This window comes from Martelella sp., assembly GCF_984369615.1.
Genome location: NZ_CFHTCS010000139.1, coordinates 1 through 10461 on the forward strand (window position 1 = coordinate 1; position 10461 = coordinate 10461).

General features: G+C 63.8%; 13 protein-coding genes. 8 read left to right on the plus strand and 5 right to left on the minus strand.

Going from position 1 to position 10461, the window contains the following annotated elements; all coding sequences use genetic code 11:
• Positions 1 to 209 (minus strand): cupin domain-containing protein (locus AC5DC2_RS12405; protein ID WP_491698688.1); only part of this gene is annotated, 209 nt, incomplete at its 3' end.
• Positions 210 to 282: 73 nt separating this feature from the next.
• Here AC5DC2_RS12405 and AC5DC2_RS12410 point away from each other — a divergent pair.
• On the plus strand, positions 283 to 1665 hold the full coding sequence (locus tag AC5DC2_RS12410) for an SLC13 family permease (protein ID WP_491698689.1): 1383 nt from the start codon (positions 283 to 285) through the stop codon (positions 1663 to 1665).
• Between the two features lie 47 nt (positions 1666 to 1712).
• Positions 1713 to 2144 carry a tRNA (cytidine(34)-2'-O)-methyltransferase gene (locus AC5DC2_RS12415; RefSeq protein WP_491698690.1) on the plus strand — a complete coding sequence of 144 codons (432 nt, stop codon included), beginning with the start codon at positions 1713 to 1715 and terminating at the stop codon, positions 2142 to 2144.
• Positions 2145 to 2189: 45 nt separating this feature from the next.
• On the opposite strand, the gene AC5DC2_RS12420 is transcribed toward AC5DC2_RS12415, so the two are convergent.
• Complete coding sequence (locus tag AC5DC2_RS12420) at positions 2190 to 2435, minus strand: hypothetical protein (RefSeq protein WP_024707316.1); 246 nt, start codon at positions 2433 to 2435, stop codon at positions 2190 to 2192.
• Between the two features lie 107 nt (positions 2436 to 2542).
• Here AC5DC2_RS12420 and hemF point away from each other — a divergent pair, with 107 nt between their 5' ends.
• The 3 genes from hemF to AC5DC2_RS12435 all read left to right on the plus strand — a co-directional run bounded on the left by hemF (position 2543) and on the right by AC5DC2_RS12435 (position 4166).
• Positions 2543 to 3454: an oxygen-dependent coproporphyrinogen oxidase gene (hemF, locus tag AC5DC2_RS12425; protein WP_491698691.1), complete on the plus strand. Its 912-nt coding sequence runs from the start codon at positions 2543 to 2545 to the stop codon at positions 3452 to 3454.
• A 122-nt stretch (positions 3455 to 3576) separates the two neighbouring features.
• Positions 3577 to 3747: a hypothetical protein gene (locus AC5DC2_RS12430; RefSeq protein ID WP_491698692.1), complete on the plus strand. Its 171-nt coding sequence runs from the start codon at positions 3577 to 3579 to the stop codon at positions 3745 to 3747.
• 236 nt (positions 3748 to 3983) lie between these two features.
• Entirely contained in the window at positions 3984 to 4166 is a 183-nt protein-coding gene (locus AC5DC2_RS12435; protein ID WP_024707314.1) for a DUF1059 domain-containing protein, read from the plus strand.
• A gap of 4 nt (positions 4167 to 4170) precedes the next feature.
• Here AC5DC2_RS12435 and AC5DC2_RS12440 read toward each other — a convergent pair whose 3' ends face one another.
• Genes AC5DC2_RS12440 through AC5DC2_RS12450 form a run of 3 tightly spaced genes read right to left on the minus strand, consistent with a single transcriptional unit; the run spans position 4171 to position 6676 of the window.
• Positions 4171 to 5430 (minus strand): CCA tRNA nucleotidyltransferase, encoded by a 1260-nt coding sequence (locus AC5DC2_RS12440; RefSeq protein ID WP_491698693.1) that lies wholly within the window; start codon positions 5428 to 5430, stop codon positions 4171 to 4173.
• The gene (locus tag AC5DC2_RS12445) at positions 5427 to 6065 is read right to left on the minus strand and encodes a CoA pyrophosphatase (RefSeq protein WP_491698694.1); all 639 of its coding nucleotides are present in this window, start codon (positions 6063 to 6065) and stop codon (positions 5427 to 5429) included. Before AC5DC2_RS12445 ends, AC5DC2_RS12440 begins: the two co-directional genes overlap by 4 nt.
• Positions 6062 to 6676 (minus strand): DUF1285 domain-containing protein, encoded by a 615-nt coding sequence (locus AC5DC2_RS12450; RefSeq protein WP_491698695.1) that lies wholly within the window; start codon positions 6674 to 6676, stop codon positions 6062 to 6064. The genes AC5DC2_RS12445 and AC5DC2_RS12450 overlap by 4 nt, the downstream gene beginning before the upstream one ends.
• A gap of 155 nt (positions 6677 to 6831) precedes the next feature.
• Between AC5DC2_RS12450 and AC5DC2_RS12455 the strand changes: the two genes are divergently transcribed.
• The 3 genes from AC5DC2_RS12455 to AC5DC2_RS12465 form a co-directional block, all read left to right on the plus strand.
• Positions 6832 to 7833 carry an AAA family ATPase gene (locus AC5DC2_RS12455; protein ID WP_371260661.1) on the plus strand — a complete coding sequence of 334 codons (1002 nt, stop codon included), beginning with the start codon at positions 6832 to 6834 and terminating at the stop codon, positions 7831 to 7833.
• 13 nt (positions 7834 to 7846) lie between these two features.
• On the plus strand, positions 7847 to 8755 hold the full coding sequence (locus tag AC5DC2_RS12460) for a DUF58 domain-containing protein (RefSeq protein ID WP_024707309.1): 909 nt from the start codon (positions 7847 to 7849) through the stop codon (positions 8753 to 8755).
• A partial coding sequence (locus AC5DC2_RS12465; protein WP_491698696.1) for a BatA domain-containing protein occupies positions 8755 to 10461 on the plus strand: 1707 nt, incomplete at its 3' end. The genes AC5DC2_RS12460 and AC5DC2_RS12465, both read left to right, overlap by 1 nt.

Consider the following 10461-nt stretch of genomic DNA (forward strand, 5'->3'; position numbering starts at 1 on the left):
AGCCAGTGTGCGCCGCAGGAATGCACCCTGAGGATACCTTCTTCCGCCCAGAGAAGCTGCCCGCGCGGATGGGCATGCGGCGCGCGGCCGATCTCGCCGGCGCGCCAGCGTTGCGCTTTTGCCATGACCGGCCGCGCCGAATCAATGATCCAGCCCGGGCCGTCTTCGGGCACGATGAATGACGCAAATTCGATATCGTTTGGCATCATATAGCTGTTCCGTAATAGTCTCCGCACGCATAATATGGCATCAGCCCATTTCCAACATTGCCGATTGAACGCCATGCTGACCTACAAGAAGATCATCGTTGCCGGCCTTGCCGCGCTTGCGCTTGCCCTTGCCCTTTACCCGCAGTCCCTGATGACAGCCGAGCAGGCGCGCACGCTCGGTCTCGTCCTTGTGACGCTCAGCCTGTGGGCGACTTCGCTGGTGCCCGCCTATCTCGCGAGCCTGATCTTCATCGCTTTCGCGCTGCTGTTCAAGCTGGCGCCCCCCGCCGTGGTGTTTTCCGGTTTTCACTCCTCGGCGATGTGGCTTGTGTTCTCCGGTTTCCTGATCGCCGCCGGCGTGCGCAAGGCGGGGCTCAGCGAACGCATCGGCTCGGCGCTCACGGCAAGGATTTCACACAATTTCACACTGCTGATCAGCGGCATCTTCGCCGTTGCAGTCGTCCTCGCCTTCATTATGCCGTCCTCCCTCGGCCGGTTTTTCCTGCTCTGGCCGATCGCCCTGGCGCTCGCCGAAAAGCTTGGCTTCGCCGGAGGCTCGAACGGACGGGCGGCGGTTTCCCTTGCCACGGTCTTCGCCTGCCACATGCCGGGCTTCGCTCTGCTGCCGTCGAACGTCCCCAACCTCATCCTCGCCGGGGCCGCGCAAACGATCTACGGCGTGGACTTCACCTATGCCCGGTATATGGCGCTGCATTTCCCGATCCTGGGCCTGCTCAAGAGCCTGATCATCATCGCCCTGATCCTGCGCTTCTTCCCGGACACGCCGCAGCCGCTCGCCGCCGGGGAAAGGCGGAATCAAAATGCAAAGCCGCTCGACTGGCGGCAATGGTATGTGATCGCGGTGCTGGTCATCACGCTTGCCTTCTGGATGACCGATACTTTCCACGGAATCAATCCGGCCTGGATCGGCATCTGCGCCTCGATCGCGCTGCTGATGCCGGGTCTTGGCCCGGTGGGACCGGAGGACTTCGACAAGAACGTCAATTTCGGCGTCTTTCTGTTCATCGCGGGCTTCCTCGCCGTCGGCGCCGTGGTCAACGCAACCGGTCTCGGCATCGTTATTGCCCACGGCATGGAACATGTCCTGCCGCTCAGCCCCGGGCGCGACTTCGTCAATTTCCTGTCGCTGTCGCTGATGGGCTTCGTGGTCGGCATCATCTCGATCCTGCCGGGCGTGCCGGCTGTGCTGACGCCGATGGCCTCGGAGCTTTCCGCGCTGACCGGCCTGTCGCTGACGAGCGTGCTGATGACGCAGGTGATCGGCTTTTCGACCATCCTCTTTCCCTACCAGTCCGCGCCGTTGATGGTCGGTATGCAGGTCACCGAGCAGCCGGTCGGCAACATGATGAAGGTCCTGTTTCCGCTGACGCTGATCACCGCCTTCATTCTCGTGCCGCTCGATTTCCTGTGGTGGCGTCTCCTCGGCGTCATCTGACGGCCGGCAAGGCTTGAGCGCAGGAGCGGCGAAGCGTAAGGAAGGCCATGACCTTGCGCATCGCCCTCTACCAGCCGGATATCGCCGGCAATACCGGCACGATCCTCAGGCTTGCCGCCTGCCTCGGGCTTGCCGTTGACATCATCGAGCCGGCAGGCTTTGCGCTGTCCGACAGGAACCTGAAACGGGCCGGCATGGATTATATCGCCAAGGCGGTCATGACCCGTCATGTCGACTGGGAGGCGTTCGAGACCTGGCGGCAGGAAAACGGCAGGCGGCTGGTGCTGGCTTCCACCAAGGCAAGCCTCGCCTATACCCGGTTCCCGTTTGAAGCCGACGATATCCTGCTGTTCGGCCGCGAAAGCGCGGGCGTGCCGGATATCGTTCATGAAAGCGCGGATCATCGTGTCCGCATTCCGATGGCCGAGGGCGAGCGCTCGATCAACCTCGCTGTTTCCGTCGGCATGATGGCGGGATAGGCGCTGAGGCAGACAGGCGGCTTCGACGCCCTCTCGTGAGCGCGCTCAGTCGGCGGAAGACAGCCTGCGCATGGTGAACTCGATCCGGTCGCCGCTCAGGACGCGCCAGCTTTCCACCTCGGTCCAGTAGGCGGCCTTGGGATAGCTTGCGAACCACTCGCGCGCCTTGGCGCGGGCCTCCTCGCGCGACAGGCAATAGCGCTCACGCACGAAGCCGCCATCATTGCGGCGGTGTTCCCTGATCCGTTTTTTAAGCCCGTCCATGGACGGCGGCTTTGGAAGATTGGCCATCCCGCTATCCTTCACGTTTCAAAGAAGATAAGGTTTTCACATCGCATTTGCGAGTCAAATCAAGAGCCCGGAAAACGGGCGCATGCATTTCAAGCGGAGCGCATCATATGGAACGGCCGAAACTGCCTGTTGGCCTGCCGGAGGATATCGAGGCCAGGAAAAGCGCGGCCAGGGCCTGGTTCGAGAGCCTGCGCGACACGATCTGCTCCGGCTTCGAGACACTGGAAAAGGAACTGACCGGGCCGTTGAGCGACCTTGAGCCGGGGCAGTTCGAAGCCAAGGACTGGAGCCGCGAGAACGGCGAGGGCGGCGGCCGCATGTCTGTCATGCACGGCCGCGTTTTCGAGAAGGTCGGCGTCCACACCTCAACCGTCGAAGGCGAATTTTCCGAGGAGATGGCGAAGACCATGCCGGGCGCCGAAGAGAACGGGCGCTACTGGGCAAGCGGCATCTCGCTGATCGCCCACCCCGTCAACCCGAACGTTCCGGCCGTGCACATGAACACCCGCATGATCGTTACCGGAAGCTGGTGGTTCGGCGGCGGCGCCGACCTTACCCCGGTGCTCGGCAGGAGGCGTCGCCAGGAAGACCCGGACACGATCCTCTTCCACCGCGCCATGGAGATCGCCTGCAACAGGCACCAGGCTATCGTCGACTATCACAAGATGAAAAAATGGTGCGACGACTACTTCTACCTGCCCCACCGCAAGGAGCCGCGCGGCGTCGGCGGCGTCTTCTTCGACTGGCAGCACTCCCCGGACGACAAGGGCGGCATGGAAGCCGATTTCAGGTTCGTTCAGGATGTCGGCCGCGCCTTTAACCTGATCTATCCCAGGCTGGTGCGCTCCAACTTCAACCATGAGTGGACGTCAGCCGATCGTGACGAGCAATTGGTGCGCCGCGGACGCTATGTGGAGTTCAATCTTTTGTACGATCGGGGAACCGTTTTCGGGCTCAAGACCGGCGGCAATGTCGAGGCGATCCTGTCATCCCTGCCGCCCGTCACAAGATGGCCTTAATCTAAATCGTTATAGTTAATTTTTCTTCAAATATCGGCCTTGTTTGCATTGCAAAAAGGGGTTCTACTTACCAAGTCGGATACAGACTTTAACCCCAATACCAGTCCGAGAGGAGCGGGCAAATGGCAGACAAAGTCAAGATCACCGAAACCAAGGCCGCACGGAAAGACTACAAGCCCAACCCCAAGAAGGTCGCGGGCACCGATGACAGCAAATATGCCGCGGAGATGGCTTACAAGCACGGTCGTCCGTGCGAATCCTCCGCGGTGTTTGAAACCTGGGCCCAGTACTGAGGTCCCAACCGGGCCCGGCTTTGTTCTGAGGCCCTGTCCACCCGACTGCGGCAACCATTTCCGCGTCGGTGAGCCCGGTTTTTCGATCACGACCGCCCGGCGCTTCCTGGTGCCGGGTCGGCAATCGGTCTCTGGCCAGACAGCCAGCTGAAAAAGCCGTCTCCCCTGCCGGTTTAGCGCGAACAAATCATCCCTGCCGGCGTTTAACCTGAAGACGGAAAACAAAGGAGGAAGACATGAAACGTTTTGATTGCGGAACGCTCGTGCCCGGCTGCCCCTGGCACACCAGCGCAGAAGACGAAGCAGAAGTTGTCCGCCGCTCCGTCGAGCACCTGCGCACGACCCACGGCGAGACCATTATCCGCGAAAACATGGTCGACAACATCAAGGCGCGGATCAAGGACGAGGAAAAGGCCTGAGGCCTCAGCCGTTTCTCAACGCATCAAGCCGGGCGGCAAGCGCTGCCCGGTCCAGTTCGAAATCGCTTTCCACCCATTGCTTTTCCAGGCTTGTCAGAATTCGACCCACCTCGGGGCCCGCCGGCACGCCGGCATCGACGATATCGCCGCCGGAAATGGGCATTTCGGGCTTTTCCCAGCTCTCGGCCGCCTCGATCAGGCGCACGTATCCCGCTGCCTCTGCAACCGCTTCTGCATCGCCGCCCGCAGCCTTGGCCCGCGCGTCGGAGAGCGACAGCTTCAGCCGCATCAACAGGCCCTGCTTGCCGTGCGTGTAAAGCAGCTGGCGCAGGCGCGCCGCCGATGTCGACGCCGCAACCACCGGCGCGGCGGCAAAGGAGAGTATGAGGTCTCGTTCGGCATTGGAGAACTTCAGGCGCCCCGCCATCGCCTTCAGCCGCACGTCATAAGGCGGGACAATCGCGGCAAGCCTCACAAGCGGGTCAGGCATCCAGCCAAAATGCGCCTCGGCGTCGACCAGGCCCGGCACCGCATCGATCCCCCATTTTTCGCTCTCCGGCAACACGATCGTGAGAACGCCGGTCTGGCGCATCCACAACAGCGCGCGCGAGGGATCGCCGGCGGCAAGAAGCTTTTTCATCTCCGCCCAGACGCGCTCGGCAGACAGGGTCTTCAACCCCTCGCGGTGGCGCACGCTTGCCTTCAGACCTGCCGCATCGGGCCTGCCGCCGCCATACCAGGCAAAGAAGCGGAAAAAGCGCAGTATCCTCAGATAGTCCTCGGTGATCCGCGTTTCCGCCTCGCCGATAAAGCGGACGTTGCGCGTTTCGATATCCGCAAGCCCGTCGACGAGATCGATCACGGCGCCGTCCCTGTCGGCGTAGAGCGCGTTGATCGTCAGGTCGCGGCGCGCCGCGTCCTCGGCCCAGTCGGTCCCGAACCGCACCGTCGCGTGCCGCCCGAATGTCTCCACATCGGCGCGCAGCGTCGTCACCTCGAAGGGCTTGCCCTCGCACACCACCGTCACCGTGCCATGCGCGATGCCCGTGGGCACAGGCTTCATCCCCGCATTCTTCGCCCGCGCGGCCACCTCTTCCGGCACAAGCGTGGTCGCCATGTCGATATCGCCGACCGGCATGCCCATCAGCGCGTTGCGCACCGCTCCGCCGACGATCCGCGTTTCGCCGCCATCGCCGTTGAGCACATCGAGAACCTTCTGAAGCCGGCCTTCCCTGAACCATGGATCGTCTTTCACCGTCTTCACGCATAAAGCCTTTCATAGATTGTCCTGACGATGCCGGCGGTAATGCCCCAGATCCGGTAATCGCCGTAATTGATCTCGTAATAGCGCCGGGTCTTGCCGCCGAGCACGCCGCTGCGATGCTCGTGATTGGCCGGATCCATGATGAAGCCGAGCGGCACCTCGAAAATGTGATCCACCTCGTCCGGGTTGGCCGTGAGCGAAAAGCCCGGGCGCACGACGGAGAGGATCGGGGTGATCCTGAAACCGGTTCCGGCGAGATAATCCGGCAGGCGCGCGACCGGCTGGACGAAATGGCGGTCAAGGCCGATCTCCTCCTCGCATTCGCGCAGCGCCGCATCTTCCGGCGAGCGATCGTCCGGATCGATCGACCCGCCCGGAAAGGCGATCTGCCCGGAATGCTTTCTGAGCTTCGTGGTCCGCCGGGTGAAGATCACCCGCGCCTCGTCGCCATAATCGACCACGGGGACCAGCACGGCGGCCGAGCGCATGTCCAGATCCTCATAGTAGGCAAAGAGGTCCGGGTTGAGCGCATGGTCGCCGTGGTCGCGCCAGGCATGTTCCAGCGGCTTGCCCCGCTGGGCGAGCGCGCGCTGGCGGAAGCCCGCTGCGGCAAAGCGTGGATTGGCGGCATTCACAGTGACGTCTCCAGCATGGCCATTTCCATCACGGGAAAGAGCATCGCGCCGGAGCGGATGACAAACATGGCCTTCCCTTCCACCTCGGCCTCTTCGCCAAGTTCCACGAGATCATAGGTCAGCGCCCGCGAAAACAAGGCTTCCAGACGTCCCCGGACCAGAACATAGGGCTTGAGCTCGGCGTTTTCCCCGGAAATCTCAAACCGCAGGGGATGCGTCGCGCCGATCTCGACCACCTCGCCCATATTGGTGCGCACAGAAACCACCCGTTCGCCGTCCTTGCCCGAAAGCGCCATGGCAACGGCAACAAAGGCCGCGTCCTCCACGCGGATGCGGACCTTCTCGACGGGCGTCACCAGATAGGTCTCGCCATCTTCATCCTTGCGCAAGACCGTCGAAAAAAGCTGCGCAAGCGCCGCACGCCCGATCGGCGTTCCCTGATAGAACCATGCGCCGTCGCGACGGATTTCCATATCGAGGTCGCCGCAGAACGGCGGATCCCATTTTTCCACCGGCGCGGGCGCGCGCTTTCCCCCGCCCTCGAGCTGGCGCGCGATTGCCGCGGCCAGCCCCGAAGGGTCTGCAATCGATGGTCTTGCCCCGTCCGTCATCTTTCCGTCCCAGTTTCGGGTCGAATGTTGTTCGCTCTCGAAATAGTCATTCCAAACCGGCTTGTCAGCCGCCGGCAGGTGATTATCCTTTTCGAATGACGAACCGGCAACCGCCCGGAAACACCAAACTGGCCCTCGGCCGTGGAGACATGTGCATGGATGCGACTGACGCGAATACGGCTCAGGAGATCGTGGCAGAGGCCGAAAAGGCCCTTGAGGACATCCAGAAGGTGAAGGCCGAGGTCTCCAAGGTCATCTACGGCCAGGAAAATGTCGTGGAAAGCGTGCTTCTGGCCGTGCTCTCCGGCGGCCATGCCCTGCTCGTCGGCGTGCCGGGCCTTGCCAAGACCAAGCTGGTGAGCACGCTCGGCACCGTGCTCGGCCTTGCCGGCAACCGTATCCAGTTCACGCCCGACCTGATGCCGTCGGATATTCTGGGCTCCGAAGTGCTGGAGGAAAGCGACACCGGCCGCCGCTCCTTCCGCTTCATCAAGGGCCCGGTCTTCGCCCAATTGCTGATGGCGGACGAAATCAACCGCGCCTCGCCGCGCACCCAGTCGGCGCTCTTGCAATCCATGCAGGAATATGCCGTCACCATTGCCGGCCAGCATTACGACCTGCCGCGCCCCTTCCACGTGCTCGCCACCCAGAACCCGCTGGAACAGGAAGGCACCTACCCCCTGCCCGAGGCACAGCTCGACCGTTTCCTGCTTCAGGTCAATGTCGGCTACCCCGACATTGCATCCGAGCGCCGTATCCTGCTGGAGACGACCGGGGCGACGGAAGAGACGGCAAGGCCGGTCATCACGGGAGAACGGCTGATGGAGATCCAGTCGCTGATCCGCAAGATGCCGGTCAGCGAAAGCGTGCTCGAAGCCATCCTGGAACTTGTCCGCGCCGCTCGTCCCGGAGAAGGTTTTGAGGAAACCGACCGCACCGTGGCCTGGGGCCCCGGCCCGCGCGCCGGACAGGCGCTGATGCTGACGGCGCGGGCGCGGGCGCTTTATCAGGGCCGGCTCGCTCCCTCGGTCGACGATGTGAAGGCGCTTGCCGCGCCGGTGCTGCAACACCGCATGGCGCTGACCTTTGCCGCCCGCGCCGAAGGCATCACCCTCACCGACGTCATCGCCACCATCGCAAAGCGCGACTTCAACTGACAGGCAGCCGCCCTTGGCCCCGATCGGACAAACGACACCGCCAACCGCCCGCAATTCGGCTCTCGTCGAGGGCAAACGGCGCGCAAGCCTGCTGCCGGACTGCCTGATCGAGGCGCGTCGGATCGCCAACACGGTAATCGCCGGATGGCATGGCCGTAGGCGCCGTGGTCCGGGCGAGAACTTCTGGCAGTTCCGGCCCTATGCGCCCGGCGAATCGCTGATGAAGGTCGACTGGCGGCGTTCGGCGCGCGACGACCACACCTATGTGCGCGACATGGAATGGGAAGCGGCGCACACCGTCTGGCTGTTCTGCGATCTTTCGCCGTCAATGCAGTTCCGCTCCGAAGCCGCTCCGGTTTCCAAGGAGCACCGCGCGCTGGTTCTACTGCTGGCAATTGCCGAAACCCTGCTGCGCTCGGGCGAGCGGGTCGGCTATCCCGGGCTGATGGAGCCGGTTGCCAGCCGCAACGGCGCCGAGAAACTCGCCCATCATCTTGCCGCAGCAACCGAGATTCCCCCCGTCCTGCCCGATACGCAGATGATGCGCGGCCCATCGGAACTGATCGTCATCGGCGATTTTCTCGATGATCCGCAAGCCCTTTTCAATAAGATCGCGCCGCTTTCCGAGCGCGGCCTCAAGGCCCATCTGGTGGAAGTGGCCGACCCGGCGGAGGAAAGCTTTCCCTATAGCGGACGCACAGCGTTCGCCGATCCCGAAACGGGCCGGGAACTGACGCTCGGCCGGGCCGAGAGTTTGAAGGAGTCCTATCTCGAACAATACCGGGCACGTCGCGCGCTCATTTCGGACGCAGCCCGGCGCTCCGGCTGGAGCTTCTTGACCCACCACACGGACCGGCCTGCCTCCGAGGCGCTGACGGCGCTGCACATGCGGCTTTCCGGCCTTAACGGAGGGCGGCGCTGATGGCCGGCTTCGAGTTCCTGAGCCCGCTGGCTCTTGCCGCTCTCGTGGTTTTGCCCGCGATCTGGTGGCTCCTGAAGCTGACACCGCCGCGGCCGCGACGCGAGGTCTTTCCGCCGCTTGCCATCCTTCTGCGGCTGGCGAAACGCGACGAGACGCCCGCCAGGAGCCCGTGGTGGCTGACGCTCCTGAGAATGGCGCTCGCAACGTTCGTCATTCTCGCCATTGCCAATCCGGTGATCAATCCGGACCGGACCGCGCTTTCGACCGCCGGTCCCCTGACGCTCCTGATCGACAATGGCTGGGCGAGCGCCGAGGACTGGGAATCGCGCATGGCCGCCGCCGACGCGCTGATCGAGGCGGCCGGCCGCGCGAACCTGCCCGTCGCTCTCGCCTTCACCGCCGAGACGGGCGGCGATGCGCGTCCGGTCTCGGCCGATGAAGCGCACCGGAGGTTGGCAGCCGCAGAACCGCAAGCAGTCCGGCCCAACCGGTTGATCGCGGCAACCGCGCTCATCGATGCGCTCGGCGGCACGCCGCCCGGCACGATCGCCTTCCTCTCCGACGGATTGTCAGGGCCCGACGACGAGGCCGCTTTCGACGTGCTGAACGGCGCGGCGGCCGGCGATCTTCTGGTGATGCGCCCGAACCGCGCCCTTCCGGCAGCCCTGACTTCGGTCGACAATGGCGTTGCCGCAAGCAGGATCACGGCCGCGCGCGCGGAAGACGGGCCGCGCGCGGACATGACCGTCAATGCCTATGACCTGCAGGGACGCGTGATCGCGACCAGTCCGCTGGTCTTTGCAGCCGGCGACACATCAGCGGCAACGGAGATTCGCGCGCCCTTCGAGGTGCGCAATGATTTCGCCCGCATCGCCATCGACGGCGCGGCCAATGCCGGCGCTGTCCATCTTCTGGACGACGGCTTCCAGCGCCGGCGCGTCGCGCTTGTCTCGGGAAGTCCGGCCAATGAGGCCCAGCCGCTGCTGTCGGCGGCCTATTACCTGCGCCAGGCGCTTTCCCCCTACGCCGACCTGATTTCGAGCGATGCCGCAACCTTGCCCGAGCAGCTTGATGCGCTGATCGAACAGAAGCCTTCCGTGGTGATCCTCAGCGATGTCGGGACGCTTGGCGAAGACACCCATGCGCTTTTGCGGCAATGGGTGGAGGCCGGCGGCACGCTGGTCCGTTTTGCCGGGCCGCGCCTTGCGTCATCCGAAGGCGAAGACCCGCTGCTGCCGGTCCGGCTGCGCTCCGGCGCGCGCGCCTTTGGCGGGGCGATGAGCTGGAACGAGCCGCAGACCCTCGCGCCCTTTCCGCAGGAAAGCCCGTTTTACGGCCTGCCCGTACCGGACGGCATCACCGTCTCCCGCCAGGTGCTGGCCGAGCCGGCGCCCGATCTTGCCGATCACACCTGGGCGAGCCTTGAAGACGGCACGCCACTGGTGACCGAAAACATGCTTGGCGACGGACGGCTGGTGCTGTTCCACACCTCGGCCGATCCGAACTGGTCGAACCTGCCGATTTCCGGCTATTTCGTCGAAATGCTGCGTCGGATCGTCAATCTTTCCCGAGCGAGCGCGGCGGCCGACGGAGAAAACGGCTCTTCGCGCCTCCTGCCCCCCTATCGCCTGTTGGCGGCCAACGGCACGCTGTCAGCCGATGTCAGCGGCGCCAACCCGCTTTCCGATGCCGGGAGACAACCAATC

Bases quoted from the DNA above. Each gene is read 5' to 3' on its own strand.
- AC5DC2_RS12420 (WP_024707316.1), bottom strand. From the start codon at position 2,435: ATGGCCAATCTTCCAAAGCCGCCGTCCATGGACGGGCTTAAAAAACGG.
- hemF (WP_491698691.1), top strand. From the start codon at position 2,543: ATGGAACGGCCGAAACTGCCTGTTGGCCTGCCGGAGGATATCGAGGCC.
- AC5DC2_RS12410 (WP_491698689.1), top strand. From the start codon at position 283: ATGCTGACCTACAAGAAGATCATCGTTGCCGGCCTTGCCGCGCTTGCG.
- AC5DC2_RS12430 (WP_491698692.1), top strand. From the start codon at position 3,577: ATGGCAGACAAAGTCAAGATCACCGAAACCAAGGCCGCACGGAAAGAC.
- AC5DC2_RS12450 (WP_491698695.1), bottom strand. From the start codon at position 6,676: ATGACGGACGGGGCAAGACCATCGATTGCAGACCCTTCGGGGCTGGCC.
- AC5DC2_RS12435 (WP_024707314.1), top strand. From the start codon at position 3,984: ATGAAACGTTTTGATTGCGGAACGCTCGTGCCCGGCTGCCCCTGGCAC.
- AC5DC2_RS12415 (WP_491698690.1), top strand. From the start codon at position 1,713: ATGACCTTGCGCATCGCCCTCTACCAGCCGGATATCGCCGGCAATACC.
- AC5DC2_RS12455 (WP_371260661.1), top strand. From the start codon at position 6,832: ATGGATGCGACTGACGCGAATACGGCTCAGGAGATCGTGGCAGAGGCC.